This is a genomic window from Bifidobacterium magnum (assembly GCF_000741255.1).
GTDB classification, from domain to species: Bacteria; Actinomycetota; Actinomycetes; order Actinomycetales; family Bifidobacteriaceae; genus Bifidobacterium; species Bifidobacterium magnum.
Window position 1 is genome coordinate 52,815 of sequence record NZ_JGZB01000001.1, and the last position, 17,973, is coordinate 70,787.

The 17,973-nt window shown below is 60.4% G+C and carries 13 protein-coding genes; 10 read left to right on the forward strand and 3 right to left on the reverse strand.

Going from position 1 to position 17,973, the window contains the following annotated elements:
* Positions 1-9: 9 nt before the first annotated feature.
* The 4 genes from BMAGN_RS00175 (at position 10) to BMAGN_RS00190 (ending at position 9,526) form a co-directional block, all read left to right on the forward strand.
* Positions 10-4,794, forward strand: coding sequence for an acyl-CoA dehydratase activase-related protein (locus BMAGN_RS00175; RefSeq protein ID WP_420796429.1), 4,785 nt, complete (start codon positions 10-12; stop codon positions 4,792-4,794).
* A 162-nt stretch (positions 4,795-4,956) separates the two neighbouring features.
* The gene (locus BMAGN_RS00180; RefSeq protein ID WP_022859892.1) at positions 4,957-6,228 is read left to right on the forward strand and encodes a glutamate-cysteine ligase family protein; all 1,272 of its coding nucleotides are present in this window, start codon (positions 4,957-4,959) and stop codon (positions 6,226-6,228) included.
* 59 nt (positions 6,229-6,287) lie between these two features.
* Entirely contained in the window at positions 6,288-7,073 is a 786-nt protein-coding gene (locus BMAGN_RS00185; protein ID WP_034250192.1) for a glycoside hydrolase family 30 beta sandwich domain-containing protein, read from the forward strand.
* Positions 7,074-7,243: 170 nt separating this feature from the next.
* On the forward strand, positions 7,244-9,526 hold the full coding sequence (locus BMAGN_RS00190; protein WP_022859895.1) for a glycoside hydrolase family 3 C-terminal domain-containing protein: 2,283 nt from the start codon (positions 7,244-7,246) through the stop codon (positions 9,524-9,526).
* A 49-nt stretch (positions 9,527-9,575) separates the two neighbouring features.
* Here the strand turns inward: BMAGN_RS00190 and tnpA are convergent, their stop codons facing one another.
* Complete coding sequence (gene tnpA, locus BMAGN_RS00195) at positions 9,576-9,980, reverse strand: IS200/IS605 family transposase (protein ID WP_022859896.1); 405 nt, start codon at positions 9,978-9,980, stop codon at positions 9,576-9,578.
* Between the two features lie 33 nt (positions 9,981-10,013).
* On the opposite strand from tnpA, the gene BMAGN_RS00200 reads away from it, so the two are divergent.
* From BMAGN_RS00200 to BMAGN_RS00225, 6 genes are all read left to right on the forward strand, one after another.
* The gene (locus tag BMAGN_RS00200; RefSeq protein WP_022859897.1) at positions 10,014-11,264 is read left to right on the forward strand and encodes an RNA-guided endonuclease InsQ/TnpB family protein; all 1,251 of its coding nucleotides are present in this window, start codon (positions 10,014-10,016) and stop codon (positions 11,262-11,264) included.
* A gap of 316 nt (positions 11,265-11,580) precedes the next feature.
* Positions 11,581-12,129, forward strand: coding sequence for an NADPH-dependent FMN reductase (locus BMAGN_RS00205; RefSeq protein WP_022859898.1), 549 nt, complete (start codon positions 11,581-11,583; stop codon positions 12,127-12,129).
* Between the two features lie 159 nt (positions 12,130-12,288).
* Positions 12,289-12,810: a MarR family winged helix-turn-helix transcriptional regulator gene (locus BMAGN_RS00210; RefSeq protein WP_160257205.1), complete on the forward strand. Its 522-nt coding sequence runs from the start codon at positions 12,289-12,291 to the stop codon at positions 12,808-12,810.
* 28 nt (positions 12,811-12,838) lie between these two features.
* Positions 12,839-14,818 (forward strand): ABC transporter ATP-binding protein, encoded by a 1,980-nt coding sequence (locus tag BMAGN_RS00215; protein WP_081640884.1) that lies wholly within the window; start codon positions 12,839-12,841, stop codon positions 14,816-14,818.
* Positions 14,819-14,844: 26 nt separating this feature from the next.
* Positions 14,845-16,881, forward strand: coding sequence for an ABC transporter ATP-binding protein (locus tag BMAGN_RS00220; protein WP_081640892.1), 2,037 nt, complete (start codon positions 14,845-14,847; stop codon positions 16,879-16,881).
* A gap of 226 nt (positions 16,882-17,107) precedes the next feature.
* Positions 17,108-17,293 carry a hypothetical protein gene (locus BMAGN_RS00225; RefSeq protein ID WP_022859901.1) on the forward strand — a complete coding sequence of 62 codons (186 nt, stop codon included), beginning with the start codon at positions 17,108-17,110 and terminating at the stop codon, positions 17,291-17,293.
* Between the two features lie 183 nt (positions 17,294-17,476).
* Here the strand turns inward: BMAGN_RS00225 and BMAGN_RS00230 are convergent, their stop codons facing one another.
* Complete coding sequence (locus BMAGN_RS00230) at positions 17,477-17,683, reverse strand: hypothetical protein (protein WP_022859902.1); 207 nt, start codon at positions 17,681-17,683, stop codon at positions 17,477-17,479.
* Positions 17,684-17,739: 56 nt separating this feature from the next.
* Positions 17,740-17,946 (reverse strand): hypothetical protein, encoded by a 207-nt coding sequence (locus BMAGN_RS00235; RefSeq protein WP_022859903.1) that lies wholly within the window; start codon positions 17,944-17,946, stop codon positions 17,740-17,742.
* Positions 17,947-17,973: the final 27 nt, after the last annotated feature.

A 17,973-nucleotide genomic window follows, 5' to 3' on the forward strand; every position in this document is an offset into this window, starting at 1 on the left:
GTTCCCTGAATGGGACAGTGTGGAGACGAGAAGATGGTGGATATGGGTCAGCCAGCGGCAACATTGCGTATCGGTCTCGATATTGGATCCACCACGGTCAAAGCCGTGGTGCTGGATTCTTCCGATTCGCTCGACGACGTGCTGTTTTGCGATTACAGACGCCACCATGCGAACGTGCGCGCCACCATGGAGGGCCTGCTTGTCGACATCCAGGCGCTTTTGGAATCCTTGGGACGCAAGGACGAGCCTGTGCGCCTGGCCATTACGGGTTCGGGCGGCCTGTCGCTGGCCGACAGCATCCATGTGCCGTTCGTGCAGGAAGTGATCGCCGAGACGCGCGCCATCGACCAGGAATATCCGCAGGCCGACGTGATTATCGAGTTGGGCGGCGAGGACGCCAAAATCACGTATTTGAAGCCGACTCCCGAACAGCGCATGAACGGTTCGTGCGCGGGCGGCACGGGCGCGTTCATCGACCAGATGGCCACGCTGCTCGACACTGACGCCCAAGGCCTTGACGACATGGCCAAGGAATACAAGACGTTGTATCCGATCGCGTCGCGCTGCGGCGTGTTCGCGAAAACGGATTTGCAGCCGCTGATCAATGACGGCTCCGCCAAGCCCGATCTTGCGGCCTCCATTTTCACGGCCGTGGCCACGCAGACGATCGCCGGCCTCTCCGCCGGACGCCCGATCCACGGTTCCGTGGTCTTCCTCGGTGGCCCGCTGTTCTTCATGTCCCAGTTGCGCGCCGCGTTCGACCGCGCGCTCAAGGGCAAGGTCGACGAATTCATCACGCCGAAGAACGCGCATTTGTATGTGGCATACGGATCGGCGCTGATTGTGGGAGAGCCCGAATCCCTGGACGCCGACCAGCGCGTGGAACCGCGCTCGTGCGCCGAAATCCTCCAGTCGTTGCACGACCTTGACAACATGCCGTCCGCCGCGCCATCCATGCCGCCGCTGTTCAACAACGAGGACGAACGCAAGGCGTTCAACGACCGCCACCACCGTGAACACATCCGTCTGGGATCGCTTGAAGGCGCCAAGGGTCCGCACTTCCTTGGCATCGACGCCGGTTCGACCACGATCAAGGCCACGCTCGTCAACGACGATTGCGAAATCGTATGGTCGAGCTACGCGTCCAACGACGGCAGCCCGCTGACGGCGGCCGTGGAAATCGTGCGCACGATCCAAAACGAGCTGCCGGAAGGCGCATGGATCGCACGCTCGTGCGCCACGGGATACGGCGAAGGCCTGATCACCACGGGATTGCACCTGGACGAGGGCGTCGTGGAAACGATCGCTCACTATCGCGGCGCTGAGACGATCAGCCCCGGCGTGACGGCCGTCATCGACATCGGCGGACAGGACATGAAATATTTGTCCGTCGCGGAAGGCGTCATCGACTCGATCGCCGTCAACGAGGCGTGCTCGGCCGGTTGCGGATCGTTCCTGCAGACGTTTGCCCAGTCCATGGGACTGACGATCGAGGAATTCACGCAGGCTGCGTTGCGCAGCGAACGGCCGGCCGATCTGGGCTCGCGCTGTACCGTATTCATGAACTCTTCCGTCAAGCAGGCCCAGAAAGAGGGCGCATCCATCGAGGACATCGCCGCGGGCCTGTGCTATTCCGTAGTGCGCAACGCGCTCTACAAAGTCATCAAGTTGCGCGATTCGGGCGAACTCGGCGACACTGTCGTCGTTCAGGGCGGCACGTTCCTCAACGACGCCGTGTTGCGCGCGTTCGAATTGCTGACCAAGCGTGAGGTGACGCGTCCGAATATCGCGGGCCTGATGGGCGCGTTCGGATCCGCGTTGACGGCGCGCATGCACTATGACGACATCGCCGACGATCTCGACGACCAGGGCGCGGACGTAAGCGGACTGCCGACGGCGCTCGTCGACGGCGTCGCGCACACCGTCTCCACGCTCGTCAGCGGCGACGATCTCGACAATCTGTCGATGACGTCGGCGCGCGACATCTGCAAACTGTGCCAGAACCGCTGCAAACTGACGATCACCACGTTCCAGGACGGCTCGAAGTACGTGACGGGCAACCGTTGCGAACGCGGAGGCGACGCGAACAAGAAGCGCAGCGACCGTCCGAACCTGTACGACTACAAGTACAAGCGCACGTTCGCCTACCGCCGCCTTACCGACAAGAAGGCGACGCGCGGCGAAATCGGCATTCCGCGCGTGCTCAACATGTATGAAAACTATCCGTTCTGGTTCACGCTGCTCACGTCCCTCGGATTCAAGGTCGTGATTTCGGGACGCTCCAGCCACGAACTGTTCGAAACGGGCATCGAGTCGATCGCGTCGGAAAACATCTGCTATCCGGCCAAGCTCGTGCACGGCCACATCAACTGGCTGCTCAAGAAGGGTGTCACGAACATCTTCTACCCGTGCGTCTCCTATGAGGAGCACCTCGTGGCGGAAACCGACAACCACTACAACTGCCCGATCGTGGCCAACTATCCCGTCGTGATCGGCGCCAACATGGAAGGCCTGCGCCAGGAAGGCGTGCGCTACATGCGCCCGTACTTCAACATGGCCAACCACGACCTCATGGTCGAACGCATCGTGGAAGAATTCGCGTGGGCAAACGTGACCGAAGAGGAAGCGCGCCGCGCCGTGGACGCCGCCTACGCCGAAGACAAGATCTTCAAGCACGACATCCGCATGGAGGGCCTGCGCGCGCTCGCCTACATGAAGGAACACGACTGCCGCGGCATCGTGCTCGCGGGACGTCCCTACCACGTGGACCCCGAAATCAACCACGGCATTCCCGAAACGATCTGCTCGCTCGGCATGGTCGTACTGTCCGAAGATGCGGTCTGCAATCTCGAACCGGGGCAGGACCTGCATTTGAGCGAGTTCCTCTCCGACGGCGACGAGGATCCTCGCGCCAAGTCCGCGCAAGGCTTCCGTCACGTGGACGACCGCAAGGTGACCACCATGCCGCTTCGTGTGACGAACCAGTGGGCCTACCATTCGCGCCTATACGAGGCGGCGAACTTCGTCTCCTCCTATCCGGACCTCGAAATGGTGCAGCTCAACTCCTTCGGCTGCGGCCTCGACGCCATCACCACCGACCAGGTCGCCGAAATCCTCGCCGACAAGGCCGACGTGTATACGCTGCTGAAAATCGACGAAGTGTCGAACCTCGGCGCCGCCAAGATCCGCTTGCGTTCGCTGAAGGCCGCCGTGGAAGAGCGCGAAGGCAACGGTGCGCGCCGTGGCGAGCCCGCGTCCGTCATGGCCGAAATTTCCGACACTCAGGCTGCGCCCGCCGTACAGGCCGCGCCAGCCCAGACGGAACCGGCCGTCGAATCCACGCCGGCCTTCCGCAAAACGGGGGGGCCCGCGCCAACGCCGGGCCGTCAGGTGCTGCTCGACACCGTCATGGAACAGGTGCAGCGTGTCAAGGGAGCCGGCGCGTCCAAAAACGGCAAGCCCGGCAAGAAGACGCACCGCCGTGAAACGGGCACGCTCACGAGCTACTCGCATATCGTGCCGTTCACGAAGGAGATGAAGAAGGACTACACGATCGTCGGCCCGCAAATGAGCCCGATCCACTTCGACCTCGTCGAATCCGTGATCCGCTCGGGCGGCTACAAGTTCGACATCCTCAAGCACGCCTCGCGCGACAACGTGGAAACGGGCCTCAAATACGTCAACAACGACGCCTGCTATCCGGCTATCATGACGATCGGCCAGCTCGTCGGCGCCATCAAGGACGGCAAATACGATCCCGACCACACGGCGCTCGCCATCACGCAGACGGGCGGCATGTGCCGCGCCACGAACTATTACGGCCTGATCCGCAAGGCGCTTGTCGACGCCGGATACCCGCAAATCCCCGTTATCGCGATCTCCATGCAGGGCCTGACCGACAACCCGGGCTTCCGTCCGACCGTCCCCGTGCTGCACCGCGCCGTCAAGGCGTTGATCCTGGGCGACTTGCTCATGAAGTGCCTGTACCGCGTGCGCCCGTACGAAAAGGTGCCCGGCAGCGCCAACAAGCTCTACGAACGCTGGAACAAGATCGTGAAGGAAACGATCGAGAACCACGGCCGCTCCGCCACGGCCAAGCGCGTGTACGGCATGGGCTATCTGAGCTACGGCAAGGTGGCCATGGGCATTGTGCGCAGTTTCGACAAGCTGCCGCTGCGCGATATTCCGCGCAAGGTGCGTGTCGGCGTGGTCGGCGAAATCCTCGTCAAATACCATCCGGACGCCAACAACCACGTCGTCGACGTCATCGAATCGCAAGACTGCGAAGCCGTGGTGCCCGGCATCATGGAATTCATGACCACGCGTCCCTACATCACCGACTGGAACGAGAAAAACCTCGGCAAGGGCGGCAACAAGTTCGTGTACGCGCTCATGCGCTACGGGCTCGACCTGTACAACGGGCCGATCAAGAAGGCGCTTGCCACGTCCAACGGCAAGTTCGCCATCGACCTGCCGATGCCCGAGCTCGTGAAGAAGGCCGCGGATGTCACGTCGCTTGGCGTGCAAGCCGGTGAAGGCTGGCTGCTGACGGCCGAAATCCTCGAACTCATCGAGTCGGGATGCCCGAACGTGATTTGCGCCCAGCCGTTCGCCTGCCTACCCAACCATGTGACGGGCCGCGGCATGTTCGGCAAGATCCGCCGCTTGCATCCGCAAGCCAACATCGTGTCGATCGACTACGATCCGGGCGCTTCGGAAGCCAACCAGCTCAACCGCATCAAGCTCATGATCGCCGCGGCCAAGAAGGCCGCCCGCAACGCCGAACGCGTCTAGCGTCCGGCGGGCGGACGCCCGTTCGAATGTTTTGCAAAGGTTTGCGCATTGCTGTTCCGCTAGGGAAGAATTTCACCACACTGGTGAGAAGACATTAGTGTAAGGAAGTGCCGCACGGCTGGCGGCGCGACACGGCGAGTTTTGTAATAGTGAGGAATAGCAATGCACACTCCGCGACTGACATATGCCCATATGCTCGCTCCGATTAATGCGAAGCATGTGGAAAGTTTGGTGGAATTTTTCGAACGCGGGATCAACGATCCCTCGTCCACGGGATTCGGCGTGGAAATCGAGCATCTTCCCGTGCGCAACGCCAATGACGCGGCCGTGTCGTATTTCGACCGCAACGGTGTGGAAATGGTCATGAACCGCATCCGCCCGTTCTACGACAAGTCGAAAGAATATTGGGAAAACGGCCATCTGGTCGGGCTGGGACGTGAGGGAATCGGCATTTCCCTCGAACCGGGCGGACAGATCGAAGTTTCGATCGGCATTATCCATTCTCCGCAGGAACTGCGTGCCATCTACAATCGGTTCCGCAAGGAAATCGACCCCGTGATGGCCGACCTCGGCATGCGCTTGGTCGAATACGGATACCAGCCCAAGACGCTGGCCGCGGACATCACCGTCAACCCGAAAAACCGTTACAAGGCGATGACCGAATATCTGGGCCGCATCGGTCAGTTCGGCCCGTGCATGATGCGCGGCTCGGCCTCCACCCAAGTGAGCATCGACTATTTCAGCGAGCGCGACGCCATTGAAAAATCGCGAGTCGGCACGGCGATCGGCCCGATTCTCGCCTGGTACTACCGCAACACCCCGTTCTTTGAGGGCAGCCGCAACGAATGGCCGCTGATGCGCCAGCGCATGTGGGCCGTGCTCGACGTGAACCGTACAGGAGTGACGCCGGGCCTGTTCGACGAGCGTTTCTCATGGGAAGACTACGCTGTCAACGTGCTGAGCACGCCCATGATGTTCGCCGACCTGACGCACACGCCGGAAACAAGCGGGCTGCCCGAATCGCGCCGCGAATTCGTGGAGTTCCACCGCAACGCGTCGGAAATCTATCCGGACCGCAAGCTTAACGACTACGAGATCAACCATGTGCTGTCCACACATTTCAACGATGTGCGCCTGAAGAACTTCCTCGAGCTGCGCCACTGGGATTCGCTGCCCGTGGAACGCGCCGAACGCCTGACGGCCACGGTAGGGGAGCTGTTCTACGACCGCGAGAAGTTCGACAAGCTTGTCGACTACTTCTCGGGACTGCGCGAAGAGGACGTGATCGAGGCGAAGGCCACGATCCAGTCCCACGGCGCCACGGCCAAGCCCTACGGCGAAGACTTCGCGTTCTGGCACGATTTTCTGAACATCGGGGATACGCGCGAGGACGTGCCGGGCGACGCATTGCATCCCGAAGTGTTCCAGCGCTAGACGTTGCCGCGTGAGGCGTCGGTCAAACGGTATAAGGCGAAACGAGAAAAGGACTCATTATGATCACATGGATCGCTTCCACTCCCGACCGTCGCCTCATGGAACGCGACATCGCTGCGAACGGGGCGGCCTCGGAAAACGGACTCGCCCTTACCGGAGAGTCGCTCCAACAAATTCAGGGATTCGGAGGATGCTTCAACGAACTCGGATACCTCGCCATGGAACGCTACCTTGACGAGCAATCCAAAGAGACCATATTCCGGGAGCTGTTCAGCCCCGACGAACTGAATTTCACGTTCAACCGTGCGCCCGTGGGCGCCAGGGTGTGGGCTACCGGTGGGCCGGCCGGCAAGACATCCAACGGACGCATGAACCTGGCCGGAACTGGATCTTATCCAACCGAATCGGAATGTGGCGACGGCACCAATTCGTGGGCTTACGCCGAATACGTGTTCCATCTGATCAACCATTATTTCAAGAACGGCGCCACAGCCTATGTCTATTGGAACATGGTCCTCTCCGAGATCGTAAGTACCTGGGGATGGCAGCAGAACTCCCTCTATGCCGTCGATTCGCGCAAGGGCACCTTCACGCGCACCCCGGAATGGTACGTGATGCGGCACTTTGCAACATATGTGCGACCCGGCGCGACGTTGCTGAAGACCACGGGTCATTTCAATGCCATGGGGCTTGTCTTCCGCAATCCCGATGGAACGTTGGCCGCCGTAGTCCAAAACGCGCTGGAAAAGCCCATGGACTTCAGCTTCACGGATCCGGCAGGCGAAGACCGCTGCTTTACGGTCACGCTTGAGCCGCGCTCGTTCAACACCTTCGTAGTGGAATAAGAAAACGATTGATGCGCTTCCGCCATATTTGCCCGACCTCTATCGGATCCGAGCTCGTGGAATCTAACCGTCTTGGCCGGCACATGAAACCGCCAATTTAGCCAACCGCGGGAACAGTCGCGGGCCATGCGGCCCGCGGCTACAGATACAGGTAAGAAAGGAAACGCATCATGACAGACAACTTGACTATCGGCGTTACCGAAGCGAACGAACTCAGCGTGAAGGAACAGGCTTCGCTCACCTCGGGGCAGGACGCATGGCATTTGCAGGGCATCCCGTCCAAAGGCATCCCCGGATACATGATTACCGACGGTCCGCACGGACTGCGCAAAACCACGGCGGGAAACGGCGATGAAATGAACCTCGACCGTTCCGTGCCGGCCACCTGCTTCCCGCCAGCAGCGGGACTCTCGAGCTCGTGGAATCCGCAGCTCGTACGCGAAGTCGGCGAAGCGATGGGGGAGGAGTGCGTCCAGGAAAAAGTGGCCGTCATCCTCGGCCCCGGCGTCAATATCAAACGCAACCCGCTCGGCGGACGTAACTTCGAATACTGGTCCGAAGACCCCTATCTGGCAGGCCATGAAGCGGCCGGCATCGTCGACGGCGTGCAATCCAAAGGCGTAGGCGCCTCGCTCAAACACTTCGCCGTCAACAACCAGGAAACCGACCGTTTCCGCGTCTCCGCACTCGTATCCGAACGCGCATTGAGGGAAATCTACCTGCCGGCCTTCGAATATATCGTGAAACATTCACGCCCATGGACCGTCATGTGCTCCTACAACAAAATCAACGGCGTCTACTCCTCGGAAAACCATTGGCTGCTCACGGACGTGCTGCGCAAGGAATGGGGATTCGACGGCATCGTCATGAGCGACTGGGGCGCCGACCACAACCGCGTCGCCGCGCTCAACGCGGGACTCAACCTCGAAATGCCGCCCAGCGGCACCGACGAGCAAGTCGTGCAAGGCGTGGAAAACGGCACGCTCAAGCGCGAACAGCTCGAAACCATGGCCCAAGCCATGATCGACCTCGCGCACAAAGCCGAAGACGCCATGAACCAGGACGGATACCGCTACAACGTGGACGACCACAACAACACCGCGCGCCGGGCCGCCCGCGAATCCATGGTGCTGCTCAAAAACGAGGAACACGTGCTGCCCGTCAAGGAGCAGGACCATATCGCCGTCATCGGCGAATTCGCGCGCACGCCACGCTATCAAGGCAGCGGCTCCAGCCGCATCAACCCCACGCGCCTGACGAGCTTCCTCGACGCCGCCCAAGAACGCGGCGTAAGCCTCACCTTCGCGCCAGGATACACGCTCGACCAATCGCCGGCCGACACGCAACTCGAACAGGAAGCCGTGGACGCCGCAGCGCAAGCCGACACTGTGCTCATGTTCATGGGACTGCCCGACTACGACGAATCCGAAGGATTCGACCGCACCACGCTCGCCATGCCCGCCAAACAGCTCGAGCTGCTGGGCAAGGTAACAGCCGCGAACAAGCGCGTGGTCGTCATCCTGTCCAACGGGTCGGCCGTCACCATGACCCCGTGGAACGAATCCGTGCCGGCCATCCTCGAAACATGGCTGCTCGGCCAAGCCGGCGGCGTGGCGCTCGCCGACATCGTGTTCGGCGACGTAAGCCCTTCGGGACGCCTCGCGCAAACGATTCCCGTGGAGTTGACTGACGATCCGAGCACCATCAACTGGCCTGGCGAGGAACACCATGTGAATTATGGCGAAGGCGTGTTCGTGGGCTACCGCTATTACGACACCTTCCATAAGCCCGTGGCCTATCCGTTCGGATTCGGCCTGGGCTACGCCGACTTCGCGATTGACGAGGTGCAGGTGCGTGCCACGGGAGTGCATGCGGCGCAAGTGCGCGCGAAGGTGACGAATTTGTCGCAGGACACGGCCGCGTCCCATGTGGTGCAGGTGTATGTGCGGCCAGTGGAGCCAAAGGTGCCGGGAGAGGCTTCGGAACATGTGGCGCGTCCCGTGCATGAGCTCAAGGGATTCGCCAAGGTGTATCTCGAGCCCGGCCAAAGCGACACGGTCACCATCGATCTGGATGAACGCGCTTTCGCCTACTGGTCCGAGGAGTTCCACGATTGGCGCATTGAAGGCGGCGAATACGGCATCGAGGTCGGCTCTTCGAGCCGCGATATCGCGGCCACAGTGCCCGTCACCATTGCGGGAGACGGCAAACGCAAGCCGCTGACCGTATGGAACACGCTTGACGAATGGCGCAAGGATCCCGTGGGCAAGGCGGTCGCGGGCGAGCTTATGGCCAAGCTGCGCGAGCAGGGTGCCGATTTCACGGGCGGCGACACGTCCACGGAAATCTTCATGAACACGCTGCCGATCAATTCGCTGACGGCCCTGATGGGGCCGCAAGGCAACCAGGTGGAAGATTTTCTGCTCGGCGAATACGCTCGCCGTACGCAGTGACCGAGTGTGAGGCGCAAGCCCGGCCGTTCATGGCCGGGTGAGCCGAACCTTAGTCCGGGCGCCGCTGGTTCTGGATGTATTGTTTGAGGGTGTCCAAGGTCGCGCCGCCGCTGCTTGCGGCGTAGTAGCTGGGCGACCACAAGTGGTTGCGGTGGGTTTTGAGCGTGTATTTCTTCCTGAGGAGTCGGCTGGATACGCCCTTGAGGCTGTTGATGAGCGCACTCAAGGCGATTTTGGGCGGGTAGGAGACGAGCAGGCGCACATGGTCGGTCTCGCCGTTGAATTCGACGAGTTCGGCGTCGAAGTCGTGGCATACGTCGCGCATGATGGTTTCCATGTCGGTCAGGATGGCGTCGTTGAATACGCCGCGCCGGTACTTGGTGACGAAGACCAAATGCGCTTGCAGATTGTAAACACATGTCCTGCCATGTCTTAAATCGTCTGTGTTGCTCATAGACCAATCGTATCATGTGGTATGATGGGAGGCATGGGACAGACAGTGCGCTACAGGTACCGCGCGTACCCCACCGCCGTGCAGGAGCAGGCGTTGCGCCGCCTGTTCGGCTGCTGCCGGGTCGTATGGAACGACACCGTGCGCCTGTTCCGCGACCATTTCGACCCCACGGACAGGAACAGCGTCCCCAAGCCCGGCGAAGCGCAGAAGATTGTCCTCACGGACGCGAAGAAAACCCCGGAACGCGCATGGCTGGGCGAAGTATCCAACGTGGCGCTCACGCAAATCCACCGGGACGCCATGCGGGCCTGTTGGAACGGCGTGCGGCACGCGCGCAGGCAGCGCATGGCCCGGTACCGTTCCCTCAAACGCAATCCCGTCAACAGCGCCCGGTTCACCGCCAACGGGTTCGCCATCAGGGACAACGGGAAGGTGTATCTCGCCAAGATCGGTGACATCAAAATCAGGTGGTCCCGCGCCCTGCCGTCAGTGCCGAAATCGTGCACCATCCTGCAAGAGCCGGATGGCGCGTGGTACGTCAGCTTCACCGTCACGAGGGAAACCGAACCGTTGCCGCCATGCGGCACGGACGCGGCCATCGATTTGGGGTTCACCCACTTGGGCGAACTCGTCGCCACGGACGGCACCCGACGACGCATCGACGCACCCAAACCCCTCAACCGGCTGCGACGCCAGCTCGCCCGGTTCCAACGAAAGGAAGCGCGCCAACAGCAAACCTCGAACAGGCGCCGACGCACCCGCCAACGCATTAACCGGCTATACGCCAAGGCACGCCATCAGCTCGACGACTACCAGAACAAGCAGGCACTCCGAATCGTCCGCGAAACCCAAACGGTCGGCTTGGAAACCCTCAATGTTTCTGGCATGAGCAGGCGGCATGGCAGAAGCATCCTGACGGTTGCGCCCGCACGGTTCGCAGCCAAACTCAAAGCAAAGGCCGAACAGTACGGTCGCACCATCGTCCAGATAGGCAAATGGGAGCCGACCACGCGCCTATGCTCCCAGTGCAAGCACCACGTGGACGGCGGCATACCGGAACAGGTGCGTGTCTGGCGATGCGCCGACTGTGGCAGTATCCTCGACCGCGACTACAACGCGGCATTGAATATCCTTGACGCGGCAGGGCTTGCCGAGTCGTTAAACGCGCATGGAGGCGATGCGAGACTGCGTTTGGCCACGGCCGGGCGGAGCAGTCGTCAGGGAACTGCGAACCCGTCAGACGGAACGCGCAAGCATTCCGGGCTGGGAATCCCGGTGCTTTAGCACCGGGAGGAAGTCAACTTCCGCTTGCCCCCCCATCTCCCTCGTGCGCCGCGACGCATAAAAAACGCGCCTGAAAGTTTCCTGAACGTCCGCTAGGTGTCCGCCGTACTGCCGCTTGGCTTTTACTGGGTTTTGCTAAGCCCGGGGCGCAAACTTTGGGCGCGCGGCGGGGGAGTGTGGGAATTCGTTCGCCGCTGGCTATTTGGCCCATCGCGGCCACGGTCAAGTGACGAAGATTGTTCCTAGATCACAGATCACACCGATGGCCGGCGCGGTTCGTCCGCCCGTCACGGAAGGTTTTAAAAGGAGATTTGTTATGGCACGTCCAAACATTGCATTTGTGGAAAGCTCCCTGAGCGGCAACTCTTTCGAAGCGGATCTCGCCCGCAAGGCCATCGAGACCCTCGGCGACCGCGCCGACATCACCGAGGTGGATTACAAGGATCTGCCGCTGCTGAACGAGAAGGAAGAGTTCCCGGATCCGGACGCCGCCCTGGCCATTCTCGACAAGTTCAAGAACGCTGACGCCGTGTGGGTGTTCGTCTCCGAGTACAAGCACAACATCCCGGTTGCCGTCAAGAACCTGTTCGACTGGCTGACCACGGGCGACCGCCAGCAGGCCATCGATCAGAAGCCTGTCGCCATCACGGGCGTCGGCGGCTTCAAGGGCATCTTCGGCCGTATCCAGCTCGGCGACCTGCTCGAGGACAACGGCATGCGCGTCTTCCCGGTGGAAGTCGGCCTGTCCGTTCCGGAAGAGGCTTTCCAGACCGGTGACTGGGTCTTCAACGAGGCCGACATCGAGGCCGTGCGCATGCAGGCCGAGGACTTCCTGAAGTTCATCAGCATGAACGAAGTAAAGTGAACAGACGTCACGTGCGCTTTGGCGCATAAGGGCGTGTCGTAGCGAATCGCCAACGATACCGCCACTTTGAGGAGCATATACAACTGTTGCACATACAACGGTTGTATATGCTCCTTTTTATATTGTGTTCTGTTTACACGACCGCATATCGATATGCGAATGGATGAACAGAAAGCAGGTGAGATGGGAGACGATTGCGCTACGAATGTTCACCTGAGTGTGCAAATTCGTTCGTTACACAATCTGATTCGCCGTTATCTCAACGCCAACTTGTCCCATGAGACTCGATCGCTCACGGGAGTGAACATTGAATTGATCATGTTCCTGGCACGCCACAAGGACGAAGAGATTTTCCAATACGACGTCGAACGCCGCTTTTCCATCACCAAATCCACCGCCTCGCGCGTGCTGGGACTGATGGAGAAAAAAGGGCTGATTGAACGCCGCTCGGTGGAACGCGACGCGCGTTTGCGCCGCATTGTGCTGACCGACACCGCAATGGACATGGTCAACAGCATCGAGACGAACAGCGACGTCATGGAAGAAGTCCTCATGGAGGGCTTCAGCTGCGAGGATCGTGCGCGGCTCAATAAATATTTTCAACGGATGCGGCAGAATCTGCTGTCCACGGGAATGGTGGGCGGCTGCCACACGCATCCGAATCATGAGGAATTGAAGTAGTAACGAGAAGAGAAGAAAGGAAAGGTGTATGAGCGCCAGAACTGCTGTGTTGCAGGATGACGACTTGGCAACCAAGGTCGAACTGCCCGCGGGCACGCCGATTATTGGCACGCTGCTCAAATCGCTGCGTGAATACAAACGCCCGAGCCTGCTCTGCCCGCTGTTCGTGATTGTGGAATCGGTTCTTGAAATCGTGATTCCGAGCGTCATGGCGGTGCTGATTGACAAGGGCATCACGGGCAAGAACATGCCGGAAATCTGGAAGTACGGCATCGTGCTGATCGTGTTCGCATGCTGCTCGCTGACCGTGGGCTTCCTGGCCGGAAAGTTCGCCGCCATCGGCGCGGCCGGCTTCGCGAAGAACCTGCGCCACGACGAGTTCGCCCAAGTGCAGTCCTTCAGCTTCACCAATATCGACAAGTTCTCCACGGGTTCGATCATCACGCGCCTGACCACGGACGTGACGAACATCCAGAACGCCTACATGATGCTGATCCGTATGGGCATGCGTGCGCCTGTGATGATAGTGGTGGCGTGGATTTTCACGTTCCGCATCAGCCCGCAGGTCTCCTACGTGTTCCTTGCGTGCATCCCCGTGCTCGCACTCGGCCTGTGCCTCATGGCCTGGTACGTGCACCCGATTTTCGAGCACGTGTTCAACACTTACGACCGCCTGAACAATGACGTGGACGAGAACATCCAGGGCATGCGCGTCGTCAAGTCCTACGACCGCGAAGACTACGAGATCCAGAAGTTCTCGAAGATCTCCCAGCGCATCTACAAGTTCTTCGTCAAGGCCGAGCGTCTGCTGAGCCTCAACGCCCCGCTGTTCCAGGTCTGCATGTACGTGTCCATGATCCTCATCGCGTGGATCGGCGCGCGCCAGATTGTCGCTTCCGGCAACAACGCGGCGCTCGGCATGACGACGGGCGATCTTACGGCCCTCGTCACCTACGCGCTGCAGATCATGATGAGCTGCATGATGCTGTCGATGATTTTCGTGATGATCATGATTTCGCGTGCTTCCGCGGAACGTATTACGGAAATCATGATCGAGAAGAGCACGGTCACCGATCCGGACGAGCCGATCGAGACCGTCGCGAACGGCGACATCGATTTCGACCATGTCACGTTCCGTTATTCGAAGACGTCCGAACGTCCCGTCCTCGACGATATCGACCTGCATATCAAGTCCGGCCAGACCATCGGCATTATCGGCGGCACCGGTTCCGCAAAATCGTCGCTGGTCCAGCTCGTGCCGCGTCTGTATGACGTGACCGCGGGCAAGCTGCTTGTCGGCGGCCGCGATACGCGCGACTACGATCTCGTGGCGCTGCGCGACCAGGTCGCCATGGTGCTGCAGAAGAACGTGCTGTTCGCGGGCACCATCGCCGACAACCTGCGTTGGGGCAACCCGGACGCGACCGACGAGCAGGTGCGCCACGCGGCCCAGCTCGCCCAGGCCGACTCCTTCGTCCAGGAATTCCCCGACAAATACGACACGTGGATCGAAGAGGGCGGCTCCAACGTCTCCGGCGGCCAGCGCCAGCGCCTGTGCATTGCGCGAGCGCTGCTCAAGAAGCCGAAGATCCTGATCCTCGACGATTCCACGAGCGCCGTGGACACGAAGACCGACGCGCGTATCCGCGAAGCGTTCCGTACGGAAATTCCGGACACCACGAAGATCATCATCGCCCAGCGCATCACTTCCGTACAGGATTCCGACATGATCGTCGTTCTGCACGAGGGCAAGATCCTCGACAAGGGCACGCACGACGAACTGCTCAAGCGCTGCGATGAATACCGCAGCATCTACCTGTCCCAGACCCAGCAGCACGAAGGCCAGGATCTGGACAAGGAAGCCACTGATTACCACGAGGAAGAAGACGAAGCCGCGGCGCTGCGCAACATGCTGAACCATGGCGCAAACGCGACGGCCCAGGTGGTGGACGGTGATGCCGCAGGCAACGCCGACGCCACGGATACGCAAGGAGGTGACGCACGATGAGCGACGCAACCGCAGCAGTGACGGCAATGTCGGACGACGAAACGTTGAATGACGACGCCCGCAACCCGCAGGACGGCTCCGAACGCCGCAACAAGATCGCGCCGGGAACCATCCGCCGCATCTTCTCGTACATTTTCCAATACAAAGTCCATGTAGTCGTCGTAGTCGTCTGCATCATCCTGGGCGCCATCGCCCAGGCGGCCTCCGCGCTGTTCCTGCAGAAGCTCATCGACTCCTACATCCTGCCGCTGGTAGGCAAGGCCAACCCGAACTGGGAACCGCTGGTCAAGATCCTCGTGCTCATGGGAGTGCTCTACTTTGTGGGCACCTTCGCCACGTGGCTGTACAGCTTCCTGATCGTGACCGTGGAACAGGGCACACTCAAGAAGATCCGCGACGACCTGTTCGCCAAGCAGCAACGCCTGCCGATCAGCTTCTTCGACACGCACGAGCACGGCGACATCATGAGCCGTTACACGAACGATACGGACACCTTGCGCCAGGCGATCAGCCAGTCGTTCCCGCAGATGTTCAACTCGGCGATCAACGCGCTCGTGGCCCTCATCTCGATCATGTCGCTGTCCATTCCGTACGCCGTGTTCGTACTCATCTACAGCGTGTTCGTGATCGTCGTGATCCGCGCCATCGTCACGCGCTCGGGCCGCTTCTTCATGAAGCAGCAGGAACACTTGGGCGACGTGAACGCGTTCGTGGAAGAATCCGTCAACGGCCAGAAGGTCGTCAAGGTCTTCAACCACGAGCCGGCCATCCAGAAAACCTTCGACGACAAGAACGAACAGCTGTTCCATGCCAGCGCGAACGCCAACATCTACGGCAACGTCACGATGCCGGTGGTCGTCAACCTCGGCTACCTGCTGTACGTGATCTCCGCCATTCTCGGCGGCGTCGCGGCGCTCAGCGGCTGGGGCAACTTCGGCTTCGGCGGCGCCAGCGCCTTCACGCTCGGCACGATCATCTCGCTGTTGACGCTGTCGCGTTCCTTCGTCAACCCGCTCGGCCAGGTCTCCCAGCAGCTCAACATGGTCATGATGGCGCTTGCCGGCGCCTCGCGCATCTTTGAGCAGATGGACATGGAACCGGAAACCGACAACGGCACGGTCACGCTCGTGAACGTGGAACTCGGCGCCGACGGCAAGACGATGACCGAAGTGGACCATCCGACGGGCTACTGGGCTTGGAAGCGCGAGCCCGGCGACGACGGCCACCGCTCCATGGAATACGCCAAGACCTTGAGCGAGAAGGCTTACAAGATCGCCAAGGAATCGCGCGAGGAAGCCATCACCTCTCCGGACGGACGCCTGACGCTGCTGCGCGGCGACGTGCGTTTCACGGACGTGGTGTTCGGCTACACGCCGAAGAAGGTCGTGCTCCACGACATCACGTGGTTCGCCAAGCCTGGCCAGAAGATGGCGCTTGTGGGCGCCACGGGCGCGGGCAAGACCACGATCACGAACCTCATCAACCGGTTCTACGACATCCAGGAAGGCATGATCCTGTATGACGGCATCAACGTGCGCAACATCCGCAAGCCGGATCTGCGCAAGTCGCTGGGCATCGTGCTGCAGGACGTGAACCTGTTCACGGGCACGGTCATGGACAACATCCGCTACGGCAAGCTCGACGCGACCGACGAGGAATGCATCGCCGCCGCCAAGCTCACGAACGCGGACGGCTTCATCCGCATGCTGCCCAACGGCTACCAGACGGTGCTGTCGGGCGACGGCTCGGGCCTGTCCCAGGGCCAGCGCCAGCTCATTTCCATCGCGCGCGCCGCCGTGGCCAACACCCCGGCCATGATCCTCGACGAGGCCACCTCGTCTATCGATACGCGCACCGAGGAAGTGGTGCAGGCCGGCATGGACAACCTCATGAAGGGCCGCACGGTGTTCGTGATCGCCCACCGCCTGTCCACGGTCCGCAACTCCGACGTGATCATGGTGCTCGACCATGGCCGCATCATCGAGCGCGGTTCGCACGACGAACTGATCGCCAAGAAGGGCGAATACTACCAGCTGTACACGGGTTCGCTCGAACTCGAGTAATGCTAGGAAAACGCTGAACGCGCGTCCGCCACGGGCGCCGTTCGGGGGCATACAATGGTAGCCGCAACGCGTTTGGCGCGGGGCGGCTGCCATTCTTGTCTGAAAAACACATGGGAATGGCGTGAGAAAACGGCAGTTTCCTCTATGAACGCAACATCGCCCGACGTGCTGTAATTTATGGTGTTACAAAACGTATTGAATTGTCGCTCTGTGAAAAGAGGTAATCATGGACAAGGAAGCATTCGAAAAGATCGAAGAGAACATCGCCGCGAAGCGTGACGAGTTCGAAACCAAGGGCGAAGAGTTCGTCGGCAAGCTCAAGGACGCCAAGGAAGGTTGGGAAGATTCCCACGCCGAAGGCAACCATGCCGCCAAGATTGCCCATCAGGAAGAGACGCACCAGACTCACTGATCCGGCGCAAGGCCGCGTCTCACGGCGCAGGTCCGACATAAAAATCCCGCGGGAGTTCACGCTCCCGCGGGATTTTTTGTTAAGGCACATCCATCAATAATTGGTAACCATCAATGAGGTGCGAACGTAATGTTTCGCATGTTCTGGAAATCACCAGCGTTCTGGAAAATGCGTGGCATTACCTTAACGATTGTTCATCCACTCGTTGCCCTCGGCGGCCTCGGCCGCCATCATCATCTCGTGGTCACTCTTGTTGCGTTCCGCTTCCTGCTTCGCCGCAGTTTCATCCTCACCGGATTCGGGGGAGGGGGTTACCTCAGTTTCCGTAACGATCGACTTGAGCTTCGCGATTTCTTCGGCATTCATCTTGTCAAGGTCAATATTGGACATAATTGCCTCTCAATTCTAGGATAGTTGACTTTTGTCAGGATGAATAGGGCGTGTTGTCAGTTGCCACGCATTTCGTCGCCCCACATGGCGTCCACGGCGCCCTTGATCTCTTCGCCGTCGTGGGACTTGGCTTCCAAATCCTTGTCCAGCGCGACCTGGTCGGCGTGCTCGGCCTTCGTGGGCTCAGTCTCCTTCACGACCTGTTCGAGGGATTCGACCTCGGCGGGGGAGAGGTTGTCAAGATTCTTCTGTTCATCGACCATGGTGGCCTCCTTACCTTGATACAGCTT

Coding starts and splice junctions, on each gene's coding strand:
- BMAGN_RS00225 (WP_022859901.1), top strand. CDS start 17,108: ATGGACAAGGAAGCATTCGAAAAGATCGAAGAGAACATCGCCGCGAAG.
- BMAGN_RS00175 (WP_420796429.1), top strand. CDS start 10: ATGGGACAGTGTGGAGACGAGAAGATGGTGGATATGGGTCAGCCAGCG.
- BMAGN_RS00235 (WP_022859903.1), bottom strand. CDS start 17,946: ATGGTCGATGAACAGAAGAATCTTGACAACCTCTCCCCCGCCGAGGTC.
- BMAGN_RS00190 (WP_022859895.1), top strand. CDS start 7,244: ATGACAGACAACTTGACTATCGGCGTTACCGAAGCGAACGAACTCAGC.
- BMAGN_RS00205 (WP_022859898.1), top strand. CDS start 11,581: ATGGCACGTCCAAACATTGCATTTGTGGAAAGCTCCCTGAGCGGCAAC.
- BMAGN_RS00185 (WP_034250192.1), top strand. CDS start 6,288: ATGATCACATGGATCGCTTCCACTCCCGACCGTCGCCTCATGGAACGC.
- tnpA (WP_022859896.1), bottom strand. CDS start 9,980: ATGAGCAACACAGACGATTTAAGACATGGCAGGACATGTGTTTACAAT.
- BMAGN_RS00180 (WP_022859892.1), top strand. CDS start 4,957: ATGCACACTCCGCGACTGACATATGCCCATATGCTCGCTCCGATTAAT.
- BMAGN_RS00210 (WP_160257205.1), top strand. CDS start 12,289: ATGGATGAACAGAAAGCAGGTGAGATGGGAGACGATTGCGCTACGAAT.
- BMAGN_RS00200 (WP_022859897.1), top strand. CDS start 10,014: ATGGGACAGACAGTGCGCTACAGGTACCGCGCGTACCCCACCGCCGTG.
- BMAGN_RS00220 (WP_081640892.1), top strand. CDS start 14,845: ATGTCGGACGACGAAACGTTGAATGACGACGCCCGCAACCCGCAGGAC.
- BMAGN_RS00215 (WP_081640884.1), top strand. CDS start 12,839: ATGAGCGCCAGAACTGCTGTGTTGCAGGATGACGACTTGGCAACCAAG.
- BMAGN_RS00230 (WP_022859902.1), bottom strand. CDS start 17,683: ATGTCCAATATTGACCTTGACAAGATGAATGCCGAAGAAATCGCGAAG.